This is a genomic window from Acinetobacter sp. LipI_19 (genome assembly GCF_058242925.1).
In genome coordinates, this window is sequence record NZ_JBZAYK010000001.1 from 2,104,710 (window position 1) to 2,120,910 (window position 16,201).

Here is a 16,201-nt window from a genome sequence, read left to right on the forward strand (position 1 = left end):
TTTCCAATTAGCCCTTTACAGGAACTTTTTGCATAAGCGCTCGTGTCTCAGACTCACCTAATCCTATACGATGAGACACCACAGCAACAAATACGGCTTGTACATCATCTGCAATTACAAATTGTCTTTTTTCAATCAAAGCATAGGCTTGTGCTGATTTTTTTAACGCCAATAATCCACGTGGAGATAAGCCATGACGACCTTTACGTGTTTCTTCTGCTAAATCAAGCATATATTCAAAAACCACATCGCTTAATGTAATTTGATTTACCATACATTGTAATTGCAAAATTTCCTGATGTTGAAAAATTACTTGCAACTTTTCAATCAAATCATGTCGTGAGTTTTGTTGTAGTAATAGTTTTTCTGCTGCGCGTGATGGATACCCCAAAGACAGTCGCATTAAGAAACGATCAAGTTGTGACTCTGGTAAACTATAGGTTCCACTTTGAAAAAGTGGGTTCTGCGTTGCAATCACCCAAAATGGATGAGGTAAAGAGTAACGTGTACCATCTATAGTGACATTGCCCTCTTCCATTGCTTCAAGCAAAGCACTTTGGGTTTTAGGGCTACAGCGGTTAATTTCATCTGCAAGCAGAATTTGGGTAAAGATTGGACCGTGTTTAAACTCAAATCGATGCTCTTTTTGATTAAACATATTGATCCCAATCACATCACTTGCCAGCATATCATTGGTAAACTGAATCCGTTGAAAATCGAGACCTGCTAGACGTGACAAACTGCTGGCTAAGGTGGTTTTTCCAAGTCCGGGTAGATCTTCAAAAAGTAAATGTCCACCAGCTAATAGACTACATAACGCCAGTTTAGTCTGATGACTTTTATCTAAAATAATTTGGTTAATTTGACTTAAAAAGTCATCAATTTTGGGGTAAAACTGAACGAGGTCTAAATTTGTTACAGGACTATGTTGTTCTGATGCCTTTACTTGTGTTGTTCCCCAAATCACCTTATATTTCCCCAATAAAATTATTGTAACTTCTTTAACATACACGGTTTTAAGGAATACTCAATCTTGACTGCTATAATTCCTTATTTTCATTTGCTGAATATTAGATATACTTCAAAATTTATAGCCCCCATCAACTAAAATTTTAACTTTGCAGCATGTTTTAACTTTATTTTTAAATCATCTGCACCAATTGAAAATTCACTTCCTGAAATTTCAGCCTGTTTAATCAATTCGATTAAGATTTTATTGATAGGCGCTTGTTTACCTAACTGCTGGGCGAGCTGAACGACTTCGCCATTAATCCAGTCCACTTCTGTGGTTCGCCCTGCCATCAGATCATCTTGCATAGATGATCGCGCCAAGGGATCAATTGCCAACATTTTACGGCTTAATATTTTAAAAATGAAATCGGGCAAACTGATTATTTTAGGCAATAGATGTGCCGAAATTGCTGTGAGTTTGGCTGGCTTAATTTGTGCTAAATCTAAGAGATATAACGTTTCTTGTTGCGCCATAGCAAGGCATTGTCGATATTGATGATTAGACAATTGTTGTTTTAACGGTAACTTTGATAAAGCATTGATTGAATTATTTAAATTCAGCAAAATTTTTGCCCATTGCACTGCAAGCATATCCTGATCAAAAACAATTTCTAATTCAGCTTGTTTAAAAAGCTTGGCTAAATCCTGTTGCTGTGCATACGCTTTCACATGCAACGCACCAGATGTCCCTTGATGAAAATGCCCAACTGCTTGAACTGCAACATTAAAAGGCACCATACCTTCTAAAATCGAATGATGTTTTAAAATCCGCTTTAAAATCGGAACATTACTCAACCCGTTTTGAAAACTCACAATATAGGGTCTGTGTGCGCCCAAGTTGTCATAAAGTTCCTTGGCAACTTGCTCAGTCGCAGCCGACTTTACACATACAAAAATAATATCAGCATCTGTGACTATTTTAGGATCAACACTGAGCTGTAAATCATTTGCCGCGATTTTTATCGTTTTACCAGTGTAATCTGTCAGTTTTAAACCAGACGTGCTTAATTCTTCATATACACGAGAACGTGTAATAAAGCTCACATCAGCACCTACCGTTGCTAATCGACCGCCAATATAACATCCAATACTACCAGCACCATAAATATAGATTTTCATAGCAGTCTCCTTTTCATTTATATGTATTACATGATTTTAGCGGAGTTAGAATTTGCCAACTGTCAGTTATACGACAAGTCTAATCATGAAGTGTGCTGTTATTGCGTTAAACCGATAAATCACTTCGCTCATCTTCAATAAAAAACGGCACCCAAGTGCCGTTTCTATTTAAGCTTTAAATCAACTTATACATTCCATCAACATGGGCATTTCTTCATTGTTCCACCAGCTGTTGGATAGCGGGCATCTACACAATAGCGATGAAAAGTCTTTTCATCCATTGCATCCATATCGGGATGATGCTTTTTCATATGTTCCAGATAATTTTGATAATCTGGAACACCCACCATCAAACGGAAACTTTGTTGTAAGCGTGTCCATAATGTTGCAATTCTAGACCAATTTTTAGGATTAAAAATTAGTTCCTTTTGCGACATGATGGTCATCTTGATGATTTTATAAATCACCGTTTTACCACCTTGAGCAAATTTAAGCTTCATCACTCACCTCTCACTCTATCTGCAATATCAACTTAGTGTGATTTAGAAACAGACACTTCTTCAGGATCTGCATATACCGCTGGAGCTTCATTTACTGTTGGTGTAGGACTCGCCAATGCACGACGAATTGCGCCAATAGCGGCAAACAGCATCACAATCGCAACAATCATAAAGAATGCACATAGTGCAGCATTGATTTGATTGGACAATACAATGGTTTGCATTTCTTCAAGTGTTTTGGCTGGTTTTAAAATTTCACCATTGGCAATTGCTGTTGAGAATTTATCCGCCTGAGCCAAGAATCCAATCTTAGGATTAGTATGGAAGATTTTTTGCCAACCCGCAGTCATACAGGTAATGAATAAGAAAATTGTTGGGATAATGGTAACCCATACATATTTCTCTTTCTTCATTTTAAATAAAATCACTGTACCTAAGATCAAAGCCATTGCCGCAAGCATTTGGTTACCAATACCAAACAAAGGCCATAAGCTGTTAATACCACCAAGTGGGTCGACTACACCTTGATAAACAAAGAAGCCCCATCCCGCAACAGCAACCGCTGTACCGATCATATTCCCCACGAAGTTGTGTGAGTTTTTAAGTGCTGGAACAACGATACCCACCGTATCCTGTACCATAAAACGACATGCGCGAGTTCCAGCATCGACTGCAGTTAAGATAAACAGCGCTTCAAATAAGATCGCAAAATGATACCAGAACGCCATCATTGAACGATTATTGAAAATATCCGTGATGATATGAGCCATACCAATTGCAAATGTTGGTGCACCACCAGTACGCGAAAGAATCGTACTTTCACCGACTTCTTTTGCCAGCAAGCTCAATGTTTCAGGTGTAACCACAAAACCAAGTGTACGTACTGCTTCTGCCGCGCTTTCTACTGTAGTACCCAATACTGCCGCTGGCGCATTAATCGCAAAATAAACACCCGGTTCAAGCACTGTTGCACAAATCATTGCCATGATTGCAACAAATGATTCCATTAACATACCGCCATAACCAATGACACGAATATTGACTTCGTTATCAATCAGTTTAGGTGTAGTTCCAGACGAAACTAAGGCATGGAAACCAGAAATCGCACCGCAAGCAATGGTAATAAATAAGAATGGGAACATGGATCCAGCAAAGACAGGACCTGTACCATCGATAAAATGCGTAACAGCCGGCATTTTTAACATTGGCATTGCAACCATAATACCCACTGCTAAACCTGCAATTACACCAATTTTTAAGAAAGTTGATAAATAATCACGCGGTGCTAATAACAGCCAAACAGGTAATACTGAAGCGACGAATCCATAAATGATCAAAGCCCAAGTGAGTTGTGTTCCTGTTAATGTGAAGAATGGTCCCCAATAAGGATCAGCGGCAACATTTCCACCATAAACAATTGCAGCCATCATCAGAACAAAACCAATGATAGATACTTCAGCAATCTTACCTGGGCGGATATAACGCATGTAAATGCCCATAAATAAGGCAATTGGTATCGTCGCTGCAATACTAAACACACCCCATGGGCTATGTGCAAGTGCTTTTACCACTACCAATGCCAATACAGCAAGGATGATAATCATCACGCCTAATGCACCAAGCATGACCACAACACCAGCAAATGAACCAAGCTCTTGCTTTGCCATTTCCCCAAGTGAGCGGCCATCTCGACGTGTAGAGATAAATAAAACCAAAAAATCCTGAACCGCACCTGCAAGAACAACCCCGACTAAAAGCCAAATTGTTCCGGGTAAATAACCCATTTGGGCAGCAAGAATAGGTCCAACCAATGGCCCCGCTCCTGCAATAGCAGCAAAGTGGTGGCCAAAAAGTACATATTTATTGGTCGGAACATAATCCAAGCCATCTGCTAAACGATGTGCTGGAGTTAATCGCCGAGAATTTAGTTCAAAAACTTTATTGGCAATAAATAAACTATAAAAACGATATGCAATGCTATAGACACATACCGCTGCAAGTACTAGCCAAACCGCATTGACATGCTCACCCTTGCTCACCGCAAGTATTCCAAAAGATACTGCACCAATTATGGCGACAATCACCCAGATCAATTTTGATAAGGGTGATGATTTTGTTTGAATATTTTCCATTAAAACCTCACATCTTGATTACAAAAAGCAGTTCCATTGTTTTTATAAAGCGTAATGCATTTCCGTGACTCATTCCTTGGTGACTCTACTCCTCATTTTTTTGTTTTCATCTAAGACTTTGGCATTAAAACTGATCTGAATATGTACTATTAGCATGACATCACAATGACTTAAATCGTGACTTTGTTATTTTTATCATTCATATAATAATTCGACTATCTGACTCTACTATTAATTATGGGCTATCATTCTACGACTTTAGTCGAAAATTTAGCCGTTATTCTCTATTTTATAAAAGCTTTTACCCTTAGAAAGGCTTATACAAACTCTAATCTAAATACAATAAAAAAGGGATGATTTTCATCATCCCTCAGCTTCTTCATTTTTCAAAAAATGCTTAAGCACGCTCTAAGTAATCACCAGTACGAGTGTCTACACGAACGCTTTCTTCTTGCTGTACAAATAATGGAACACGTACAACTGCACCTGTTTCAAGTTTAGCTGGTTTACCACCACCACCTGAAGTATCACCACGTACACCAGGATCAGTTTCAACGATTTTCAATACAACGAAATTTGGCGCACTTACGTTTAATGGAATACCATTAAATAGCATAATTGTGCATTTTTCGTTTGAATCGTCTTTCAACCATTTCGCAGCATCACCCATTGCAACTTTATCAGCAGCAATTTGTTCAAAAGATACGGGATCCATGAAGTTCCACAATTCGCCATCGTTGTAGAGATAATCCATTTCTACTTCTACAATATCAGCTGCTTCTAGAGATTCACCTGATTTAAAAGTTTTTTCTAATACTTTGCCAGATCTTAGGTTACGTAGTTTTACACGGTTAAACGCTTGACCTTTACCTGGTTTTACATATTCGTTTTCCATGATTGAACATGGGTTACCATCAAGCATAACCTTTAGGCCAGCTTTGAAATCATTTGTAGAATAATAGGCCATGAAAGGCACACTCCGAACTTACTAATTTAAATCTCTACTGCGATGCTATCAGCAAATCACCCGATTTGTGATAGTGATCATTCCAAACAGCAAAGAATGTATTTTACATTTTTCGTATTCTAAATGAGCAATACATCGTGAAGCAATGAAAAATTACCCATGTTCGGTCAGATTGAGGGTAAAATCTTCGATTCATTGGTGATTCACTGCTGTTCAATACAAATCAACTGTACTGAAAGCATTTTTCCATTGAAATATTTCAAATTGGACCTGACAAATTCAATCTGAACAAGCAATACAATCCGCTTTCCCTATCTCCAACTATTTATCGCACGTGGCATGTTAAATTACTTATATCAAGAGCAAAATTGGCAATCTCAACTCAGTGATTTAATTACTGACCCAATAGAGCTGTTAGAAACACTTGAACTTTCTAAAGCCCAGTTACTGTCTGGCGCTATCCTCGCGTCTGGACAATTTAAACTACGTATACCGCGCGCATTTGTAAAAAAGATGGAGGTTGGAAACCCCCTAGATCCGCTTTTACTACAAGTTTTACCACATCATCTTGAAATGGAAGAACATGAAGGCTTTATCATAGATCCTCTTGATGAAGAACAAGCCAATCAGATTCCTGGATTATTACACAAATATAAGTCACGTTTTTTACTTACCCTTACCGGTGCTTGTGCCGTACATTGCAGATATTGCTTTCGTCGTCATTTTCCTTATCAAGACAATTTACCTAAAAATGAAGATTGGTTGAACATTAAAGGCTATTTAGAAGATCATCCGGAAATTAATGAAGTGATTTTGAGTGGTGGCGATCCGTTGACGCTATCTAATCGAAAATTAGCCATCTGGATAGAACGTCTAGAATCTCTCAGTCAGATTAAAATCTTGCGAATTCATTCACGAGTTCCAATTGTAATTCCAGAAAGAATCGATGAAGAGCTAGTTTCTTTATTGAAAAACAGTAGGCTACGTGTAATTCTAGTGGTACACTCAAATCATCCAGCAGAATTAGATAATTTGACCTGTTCAAAGTTATCTCATTTAGCAAAACAAAATATTCTTGTGTTGAATCAAGCAGTCTTACTTAAAGGTGTGAATGATTCTGCACAAACTCTTGTTAATTTGAGTCAACGACTTTTTGAAGCACAAGTTTTACCCTACTATCTTCATGTTTTAGATAAGGTAAAAGGTGCACATCATTTCGATTTAGGGGCGGAAAAAATTGATCAGATCTATAAGGATGTATTGGCCAGTTTACCGGGTTATCTAGTTCCTAAACTGGTTCGAGAAGTCGCGGGAGAGAATAATAAAACACCGCTTTTTGGAGTCACAACCTTTTAAGAGTTGAAATACTCATGATAAATAAAGAAATTTCAGAAATTTTTCAAAATATCACGGTTCTACAACGAGAAAGTCTAAGTTTTGCAGAAAACTCTGTGGCGTCTGTCAATGCATGGGTGGCCACACTTTCTATTATGCAACTTGGTGACACCTCAGAGTCTGTCTTAAAAGCCATAAGTGAAATCAGTGAATTAGATTGTAGCGAAATGCTACGCTTTGACTTAATTCAAGTTTTACATCCAATTACAGAAAGTATTTTATCTAGCCTTGAAAAAAATATCTTAAATCAAGGTCTTTCTCAAAATGCGCGTATTGAACATATTATTGATCTTTCTTCTAGAATTCGCACCTATTTTGCCAACGTGTACATCAATATTGTGCGAAGAAGTCATCAAACACTAGTTTCAAATAAATTCTCATTTTTTAATTTCAAAGAAAAACGAAATTTACAGACAGCACGTACACTTGCAACCTTTTATGCTTTAGAACAGCTTGGTTTATTATTAGTTCAGCAACAAATGCTCTACAGTGGTCCATTGACCCATCAATGGTTAACCACCCACCTTCTTTATGAGCTCGCTGTTAAGAATCAAGAATTTAATATTAATATCAATCAATTACAAGGCACACATTTTACCATTCAAAATATCCAGCAAGCCTATGCACAAGTACTGCTTTTGGATATTTTTAATACGCATCAGATTCGTCCAACAGAAACACAAGCGCTTTATCAATGTACATTTGATTGGGTTAAACTTATTCAAATATTACCAAGAGAAACCAGTTTATCGCGTTATGTGATTGATGGCTCAAAAGACGTTCCGCCCATTTACAATCGCAAACAACATGCTAACTTTCGGACTTCTTTATATATTTCTACACAGAATCTGCTGAAACATATTAATTCAACGATTCATAAAGATGAATATCTGTCTAAAAATGAACAGATCTATTTATCCGCTGCATTAAAGTTTCATGTGCAAAATGTCTTGGGTACGACAACTGAACGTCAACATGAGCGCTATGAATACTCTGCACAACTTCAAATTTGCTTTAGCTTACAAACAGCGCATTTCTATTTATCCAAAGCTAAGAATTTCTATGAAACACTCAATTTAAATAACAATTATGCATTTCAGTCTGAATCCAATATCCATTCATCTATTTCAACAGGCTCAAGCACCGCATCAAACTTAGGACAAATTAAAAGTTTAGACCGTGAAGCAAAACAAATCTATCAAACTCAAGTACTAGACATTAGCGTCAGTGGTTATCGTATTCGATGGTCAGATGAAACCCCACGAAACTTAAGAACAGGGGAATTTATCTTGGTCAATGAAAGCCTCAATGACAAATGGAAAGGTGCAATCATTCGTTGGATCAAACAGTCTGTTAAAAAAACCTATGAAGTTGGTCTAGAGGTTTTAGCCCAAGATATTTACCCATGTGCAGTAAAAGTTCCAGCAGATCGCTCAACCATTAACTACCACCCTTGTCTTATGGTTCAAGTACAAAATTTGAATGAATCAAATATTTCTATTATTTTGCCAAATTTACCGTTCTTCAAAGAACAGCAAGCCATTTATTTACGTTTAGACACTGAAGAAATTAAAGTGTATTTAACAAAAACACTGTTAATTACCCAGAGCTTTATTCAGTTCGAATTTGAATTGATCAATGATGAAGAAAATAATCGTATAGATCAGTTCATTCAACACCAATCAGCCAATTTGAATAATCAAGATGTATGGGAAGCTTTAAAGTGAGAAATCTATTATTATCGAAAAAATTAAAACTGTCTGAAACTAGATTACTCATTATTGATGATAACCAAATTCGTTATAATCAAATTATTGATCTTTTTCAAAGTAAGAATCATCAAGTACAAGCGATATTACTTGATGATTTAAAAAGTTTTGAAAAGCAGCTCAATACTTCATGGGACTTGATTATTTTTGGTCGTGCTTATGACATCAAAATTGAGCAAGCTATTACATTGATTCAAGCCTCTGCTGATATTGATCTACCTGTTTTGTTCTTAAAACCTGAAGATTATCAAACCAACCAATATCAATCCTATATTCAAAAAGGCATCTATGATGTAGTTGACTTAAAATATACCGATCGTTTTTATATTAGCTTAATTCGTGCACTGTCTTACAGTCGCACCTTACAAGCGAAAAAACACCTTTTAAATGATCTTGAAAATGCCAAGAACCAAGCTCAAGCCTTGGTTGAAGAACAGCACAAAGCAATTGCCTTAATTCAGGAAGGTATTCATACCCAAGCCAATACTGAATATCTGAAATTGTTTGGTCTAAAAGATGAAGCAGAAATTATTGGATTGCCTTTATTAGATATTTTAAAGCCTAAGAATATCCATGATTTTAAACAACGTTTTAAAAAGATTTCTCAAGGTAATTTTGATTTAGCACGTTTTGAAATAGATACCCTGAATAGCGATGCTAAATCAGAAAATCCTTTGAAAATTGAGTTTCTTCCTTCAGATGAAGAAGACTGTATTCAAATCACCATTGAGAACAATTCTACAAGTCAAGCCTCTCAAGCTCACTCATTCGACTCTGCTAAAAAAGGAATGAGTAGTGTCGCTAGTAGTTACCAAAAAATTCAGTATGCTTTAATTAATCAACCCGCTAAATCTAATGCTTTAGTCCTTTTTAGCTTCGCCGCTTGTCCTGAGAATATTTTAACTTCGCCTTGGAAAACAGCTATTCAGTACTTAGAAGGCTTTAAAAATTTTATTCAAGAACAAACCAATAGCACAGTATATCAAATTGATATGTTATTGTATGCTGTTATTTTACAAGCAGAATCAGAGACGATTTTAGAGTCACGCATCCATGGACTTCATGCTTTAGAAAAGCCACAATTACTTGAGATTGATAGTCATACTTATCCACTGAATATTAAGATTGGATATTCAAATATACAGCAAAACAACTTTACAGAAGCAAATTTTGAGGATGTTTTAGAACAAGCCTATGATCATCGTTTAGCAAAAAAAGAGTCTGTATCAGACCAACAATTAACCGCAACTTTACAAGACACTAAAATTGAATTGTCATTGGTTGAACAAAAGTTAGATGCTGAACCATTGCAGCTTCAAAGTGACCCGATTGAACCTACAGCAAAATCTCAGCTTGAAAATACATTGGTAGAGAAACAAGAACAAATTAAAGAAACTCCAGCGGCTCATATCTTTAAAACCTCCGCTATTCTTGGTCAAATTGCACAATCTCTTGAAAAAAGTGAGATTCAGCTAAAATACCAACAACTTTATGACAAACAAGATAGTAATTTAAATACTTATGAGGTTAGTAGCGGTTTTATTTTTGAAAATCAGTGGAAAAAAGTAAGTAATTTAATTGATTTAGATGATGATATTGAACTTTCAATTAAATTAGATCGCTGGATATTAGTTGAAGCATGTAAGCAATTACATAACTTTATCACCCAGTATCCAGAAGCAAAATTAATCGTTAATTTAAATCGCCATGTCCTATTTCACGACAAGCAGTTCCCTGAGCTTATTTCTAAACTCTTAACGATTGTTGGAAGCCGTCAATCCCATCCTCTGATTTTACAATTTGATGAAGAGGATATAGCAAAAAATATCATTGAATCTCACAAGCAAATTGGTGTTTTACGTGATCATGGTGCCGAAATTTCAATTCGACGTTTTGGTTCTAGTATTTCAAGTGAAGCTATCTTAAAACAATTGGATGTAAGTTTGTTAACACTGGATGAGAAGTTTACGCAGCAGATGAATAGTGAGGCCAGCATGACTCAATTCCAACATACCCTGGAAAAATATCACACTATTAAACCAATTGAATTTTTGCTGAAAAATTTAAATGATATGAACTCTTTTGCAAATGCTTGGAATGTAGATGTAAGATACTTACAAGGTGAATATTTTCAGAAAAAATTGGACCATTTAACTGACGTCCAAGATCAATAAAGCATAATATCAAAAAAGGTTGAGCGCCTAAAAAACTCAACCTTTTTAATTGATAACATAAATAGATTAAAACTGGATAAAATTCAGCAACAAAAAAAACGGGCTTTAGCCCGTTTTTTATGTTTTGTCGTATTAACGTTTAACAGAACGTGACATACCAGCAAAACGTTGTTTGAATTTATCGATACGGCCACCAGTATCAACATTCTTCTGTTTACCAGTATAGAATGGGTGGCAAGCTGAACATACGTCTAAATAAAGTGTCTCTTTACCTAAAGCTGAACGAGTTTCGATAACGTTACCACATGAACAAGTAGCAACTAATTTTTCATATTTTGGGTGAATATCGGCACGCATGGTCGATTCTCCTAAGTTAAGAAAGGTTTAGCTGTCATCGCAATTAACCACTCTCAAAATCTAATAAAACTTTGAGGAAAGCAGATTTAAATTCTAAATCAACAGATTAACACCATAACAGACCATTTCTTTTGGCCCACCGAGACTATAAGCGTCAGAGCTAAGCACAACAAGTGGGCAAGATTATACTTGAAAAATTTATAAATTGCGAGCCACTTGATTAAAAATCAATATAATTTACTCGTCAGTATGGTTTTGCTTAGACCAATAGTTAGCAATCACTCCACAAACCATTAACTGGATTTGATGGAAAATCATTATCGGTAAAACTATCATGCCTAAGGGCTGTCCAATAAATAGAATCTGCGCCATAGGTACACCACTGGCAAGAGTTTTCTTCGAACCACAGAAGAATATCGAAATCTGATCTGCTTTACTAAAACCAAGCCATTTTGGAACATACAAAGCCAACAACATAATCACTGTGAGTAGAATTGAACATGCTAAGGTTAGATAGATCAATGTAGATAAGCTGACCTGATGCCATAAACCAGCAACTACTGCCCCACTAAATGCACCATAGACCACCATCAAAATAGAGCCTTGATCGAAAACCTTGACGATCTTTGGCATTTTTTGCATGAGTGGGAATACATATGGGCGTAATACTTGTCCTAATACAAATGGAACCAACAGTAATAAGGTAATTTCTATAATAGAAGATGTTGGGTCATAATTATGTTTAGATTGACCAAAAATAAATAAGCTCACTAAAATCGGAGTAATAAACATACCAATCAGGTTGGAGAATGAGGCACTACACACTGCAGCTGCCACATTGCCTTTTGCAACAGAGGTAAAGGCAATGGATGATTGTACTGTCGATGGCAAAAAGCACATGAACAGAAAACCCCAATACAATTGTTGTCCAAGCAAAGGTTCAAGCACAGGTTTTGCCATTAGGCCCAATAGTGGGAAAACTAAGAAGGTAAAAGCAAAAACCAGTGCGTGCAATTTCCAATGCAAAACCCCCTCAATCACGGCTTCACGTGATAATTTTGCGCCATGTAGGAAAAATAAAATCGCAATTGCAATTGTAGTGATTTTTCCAAAGATAAGCGCTGCCTGTCCTGAAATCGGAAAAATAGAAGCTAAAACCACCATTGCGATTAAAAGTATCGTAAAGCGATCTAATGCTAATAATTTCAACATTTTCATAAGCAACGTCCTGTATTCTAAACATGAAAAAGCCCAGTAGTTAAATTTTACTACCAGGTAAAATTCAATCTTACTGAGCGAAATAAATAAAGCTATTCATTTGGCTAAATATTCACTATTTATTTACGACACATCTCAAGTTAATTTAAGGCCTATTGATATTTCTTTGCTAAATAAGCAATAGACCCTCATCATTTTTTTAATGATGGGGGCTGTAGACATTTCATAAATGGCTTGCGTTGTAGGTTAACATTGAGCATGAGACGTATACGTCGTAAAGCATGAATGAGAATAGCGAGACTATTTTCGAGTTCCATAACATAGGCTGAGATAATTTTAGCCACAACCCTGAGCAAGAACAAAGCACGGCTTTGTTTGCAACGCAAGGCACAGCGGGGACTAGCATGTTTTTACCGGTACATTGTTACCTTGCGAAACGATGTTTTTCATCATTTAGAATGGCTAAATTTCGTATCTCGCGCCTAGTATCGCCTAAAAAACACACCTAGTCGCAAACGTAGACAAATTGTCAACGGCCCCTAATTATTTCGAGCATCTTGATCTTGTTGGATCAATTCAATTTTATAGCCATCTGGATCCTCAACAAAAGCAATGACTGTGACACCACCCTTCATAGGACCCGCTTCACGTACCACATTACCACCACGTGCTTTGATCTCTTCACAGGCTTTATATGCATCATCGACACCAATAGCAATATGTCCATAGGCATTACCTAATTGATAACTTGCAGTATCCCAGTTATGGGTAAGTTCTAATACAGTATGATGCTCTTCATCACCATAACCCACAAATGCTAAAGTAAACCGCCCTTCTTCATAATCACGTTTACGAAGTAATGTCATACCGAGAACTTCAGTATAGAACGCTAAAGATTGTTCTAAATTGCCTACTCGTAACATGGTATGCAACATGCGCATGATTTATTTTCCTGTTTAGTCAGATATTATCTGCCAATATAGGCAATACAATTCAATATTTCAAATTATCTATATTTTGTCAGATCAATGAGACAATCTTCTGGATTATTTTTAAGCAATAACAGCTTATTTTAGAAGAACACTACAACTTTATCTTTAGAATAAACTATTTGAATGTGTTAGCAATCCAATGGTTCAAACTCTCATCCTGTTAAAGAAGCCTATTTTATCTATAAGATAAAATAGGCTTCTTGTTATCCTCATAAATCTATCTTGAGTAATTCAGTCGCTTACTCGATGGATTGATTCATCTTTTGCGCTTGATGTTGTCGCAACAATTTTCCAACCCATAACACAAGCAATAGGATTGGAATACCAATTAAGGTGGTCATTAAAAAGAATTTAGGATAACCAATGTGGGTAACAATTGTTCCAGAATAGCCACCTAAAATCTTAGGTGTAAGCGTCATCAATGAACTAAAGATCGCATATTGAACTGCTGTAAATGACACACTGGTCAAACTAGACAAGAACGCTATAAATGCTGCACCCGCTAAACCCGAAGCTAAATTATCAACAACGATAGCAAAATACAGCCAATCAGAACTATATTTTTCAATCACTTTACCCTTAATCTCAACGGCTGCAGATGAATCTGCTTTGATCACTGGAAGTGGTTGAATATCTACATCGATATCACTTTTTATCGCTGTTAATTGATAGCTTTGTTGAGTACTCAATGCTGCTTTTGTTTGTTGATAGTTTACCACAGCTATCACGTTTTTTGTGCCAGAAGCATATAAAGCTTTACCATCAATCGCACCGCTAAATAAACCATCTCTATCTAATTTTGCTGGGTATGTTTTGTCATCGAGTTTAAGTGTAATCGGCTGATCTGGATTAAGCTCAGATACAGGTATTCCCGCAATCTGCCCCTTAACCACAATACTTTGCTTCGCTTCTGTTGCAGATAATTGATTATCACTAGTGATAGGTAATAATTGAATTTGAGCCTTGGCTTCTTCTTTTAGATAGGGCACCGTATATTCATTTGCAACAGCCTGATTAACCAATGCTGCTTTAATATGAATGGTATTTTCCCCTATCAAGTCCTGACCAGGCACAGAAACCTTCCAATAACCTACTTCATCAGGTTGAGCTTGAAATTTCTTATCGCCAATCTGTACAGATACTGCTTGCATCGGTGCACCAGATTTCACCAATCCAATAAATATTAAATTAGTTGAGCTTGCTAAAACTGCACCCACAAACATCAATTTCATAATGTTCATACGTTGTGCAAGTAACCCCCCTAAAAAACCACCCAATAGACTAAAAATCACCCCGTAAATTTTAACAGCTTCTGCAATTTGTTCTTTGGTAAAGTTTAAATCTTGATAGAAAACATTCGAAATAACACCAGCAATAATGTCTGAAATTCGATAAAAACCAATCAATAACAGTAAAACCAATGCCAGTTTTACCCCATAACGCTTAAAAAAATCAGCAATCGGGTTAACCCAAGTCTCATAGGCCATCTTTTTATTAACGACACCAAAACGTATCAACGATGTAGCAACAAGAATTGCACCGAGACCTGAGCCTAAAAAGCGCACAGCTTCCATTAAAAACTTAAGCAAGTTGTCTTCGACTTTCCAAGTCGCTTGTAAATATTGAACCATGTCATCAGAGTAAATATATAAACAAACAAAACTCGCCACAGCCAAGATAAAAACCAAAACCAAACGATAGTAATCAATATTTTTATAGTGTTTATCAACTCGATTAACCAAGGGTTCTCGAATCACTAAGGTTGTGATAATGCCCACCAGCATCACCAGTGCCATCGTTAAATAAGTATATTTCCATGCTTCATAAATATAGTTCCCTTTTGCAGTTCCCAAAGAAGCAGCAAGGAATAAAGCGCCTGCACCAGCAAGAATCATCCCTAAACGGTAGCCTGCGTTATAGGTCGATGCCAACACCGTTTGCATCTCAGTTTCAGCCAGCTCAATTCGATAGGCATCAATCACAATATCCTGTGTTGCTGCGGAAAACCCCAGTAATACAGCCCCCACAGCCATTTGGTAAATATAACTTTGGCCCAAAGCGGGATCAGAAAACGCCATAATACAAATCGCACAGATAATTAGTACTTGTGCAATCAACAACCATGCGCGTCGCCGCCCCAGTCTTTTGGTGAGTATCGGGACGGGTAATTCATCAATCAGTGGCGCCCATACAAATTTAAAAGAATAGCCTAGCGCAGCCCAACTAAAAAAAGTCACTGCACTTTTTTCAATTCCGGCCTCACCTAGCCATAAAGATAAACTTGAGAAAATTAGCAGAATGGGAATACCTGCCGAAAACCCAAGAAAGAGCATAATTGCAGCACGCCGATCGATAAAAGCGGCAAAAGCAGATTTCCATCCTTTTTTTGCTGTGGAATTCTGCTCAGCTGATTGCTGAGATAATTGCGTTGTCATTGCGTTGTTATTTTCTGAAAAATGAAATAGTGCTATTCAACCGCTTAATGCTTAGAGTTTCAATCACTTTTATGCAACTGATGAGCGCTTTTACAGATATTTCCGCTTTTGGCGCTTGATCTTTACCCCCAA

Annotated in this window: 12 protein-coding genes; 3 read left to right on the plus strand and 9 right to left on the minus strand. The window is 36.8% G+C overall.

Features of this window, described 5'->3' with window-relative positions:
* Positions 1 to 7 precede the first annotated feature (7 nt).
* The 5 genes from AC4CVF_RS10425 to efp form a co-directional block, all read right to left on the minus strand.
* Positions 8 to 967, minus strand: coding sequence for an AAA family ATPase (locus AC4CVF_RS10425; RefSeq protein WP_336953182.1), 960 nt, complete (start codon positions 965 to 967; stop codon positions 8 to 10).
* 137 nt (positions 968 to 1,104) lie between these two features.
* A complete protein-coding gene (locus AC4CVF_RS10430) occupies positions 1,105 to 2,130 on the minus strand; it encodes a 2-dehydropantoate 2-reductase (RefSeq protein WP_490789386.1) in 1,026 nt (341 codons plus the stop codon).
* A gap of 197 nt (positions 2,131 to 2,327) precedes the next feature.
* Positions 2,328 to 2,630 carry a YbdD/YjiX family protein gene (locus AC4CVF_RS10435; RefSeq protein WP_004721243.1) on the minus strand — a complete coding sequence of 101 codons (303 nt, stop codon included), beginning with the start codon at positions 2,628 to 2,630 and terminating at the stop codon, positions 2,328 to 2,330.
* Between the two features lie 32 nt (positions 2,631 to 2,662).
* Positions 2,663 to 4,762: a carbon starvation CstA family protein gene (locus tag AC4CVF_RS10440; RefSeq protein ID WP_336953186.1), complete on the minus strand. Its 2,100-nt coding sequence runs from the start codon at positions 4,760 to 4,762 to the stop codon at positions 2,663 to 2,665.
* Between the two features lie 397 nt (positions 4,763 to 5,159).
* Positions 5,160 to 5,729: an elongation factor P gene (efp, locus tag AC4CVF_RS10445; RefSeq protein WP_004721246.1), complete on the minus strand. Its 570-nt coding sequence runs from the start codon at positions 5,727 to 5,729 to the stop codon at positions 5,160 to 5,162.
* A 339-nt stretch (positions 5,730 to 6,068) separates the two neighbouring features.
* Here efp and epmB point away from each other — a divergent pair, with 339 nt between their 5' ends.
* From epmB to AC4CVF_RS10460, 3 genes are read left to right on the plus strand one after another with little or no spacing between them, the layout of a single operon-like run.
* Positions 6,069 to 7,085 carry an EF-P beta-lysylation protein EpmB gene (gene epmB / locus AC4CVF_RS10450; protein WP_419328295.1) on the plus strand — a complete coding sequence of 339 codons (1,017 nt, stop codon included), beginning with the start codon at positions 6,069 to 6,071 and terminating at the stop codon, positions 7,083 to 7,085.
* Between the two features lie 14 nt (positions 7,086 to 7,099).
* The gene (locus AC4CVF_RS10455) at positions 7,100 to 8,851 is read left to right on the plus strand and encodes a cyclic-di-GMP receptor FimW-related protein (protein WP_490789387.1); all 1,752 of its coding nucleotides are present in this window, start codon (positions 7,100 to 7,102) and stop codon (positions 8,849 to 8,851) included.
* Positions 8,833 to 11,067: an EAL domain-containing protein gene (locus AC4CVF_RS10460; protein WP_490789388.1), complete on the plus strand. Its 2,235-nt coding sequence runs from the start codon at positions 8,833 to 8,835 to the stop codon at positions 11,065 to 11,067. Before AC4CVF_RS10455 ends, AC4CVF_RS10460 begins: the two co-directional genes overlap by 19 nt.
* A gap of 132 nt (positions 11,068 to 11,199) precedes the next feature.
* Here AC4CVF_RS10460 and rpmE read toward each other — a convergent pair whose 3' ends face one another.
* From rpmE to AC4CVF_RS10480, 4 genes are all read right to left on the minus strand, one after another.
* On the minus strand, positions 11,200 to 11,424 hold the full coding sequence (rpmE, locus tag AC4CVF_RS10465) for a 50S ribosomal protein L31 (RefSeq protein WP_004721254.1): 225 nt from the start codon (positions 11,422 to 11,424) through the stop codon (positions 11,200 to 11,202).
* A gap of 237 nt (positions 11,425 to 11,661) precedes the next feature.
* Positions 11,662 to 12,642 carry a bile acid:sodium symporter family protein gene (locus AC4CVF_RS10470; RefSeq protein ID WP_336953192.1) on the minus strand — a complete coding sequence of 327 codons (981 nt, stop codon included), beginning with the start codon at positions 12,640 to 12,642 and terminating at the stop codon, positions 11,662 to 11,664.
* 539 nt (positions 12,643 to 13,181) lie between these two features.
* Positions 13,182 to 13,583: a lactoylglutathione lyase gene (gloA, locus tag AC4CVF_RS10475; protein WP_336953193.1), complete on the minus strand. Its 402-nt coding sequence runs from the start codon at positions 13,581 to 13,583 to the stop codon at positions 13,182 to 13,184.
* 290 nt (positions 13,584 to 13,873) lie between these two features.
* Positions 13,874 to 16,069 (minus strand): AmpG family muropeptide MFS transporter, encoded by a 2,196-nt coding sequence (locus tag AC4CVF_RS10480; RefSeq protein ID WP_490789389.1) that lies wholly within the window; start codon positions 16,067 to 16,069, stop codon positions 13,874 to 13,876.
* Between the last annotated feature and the right edge of the window lie 132 nt (positions 16,070 to 16,201).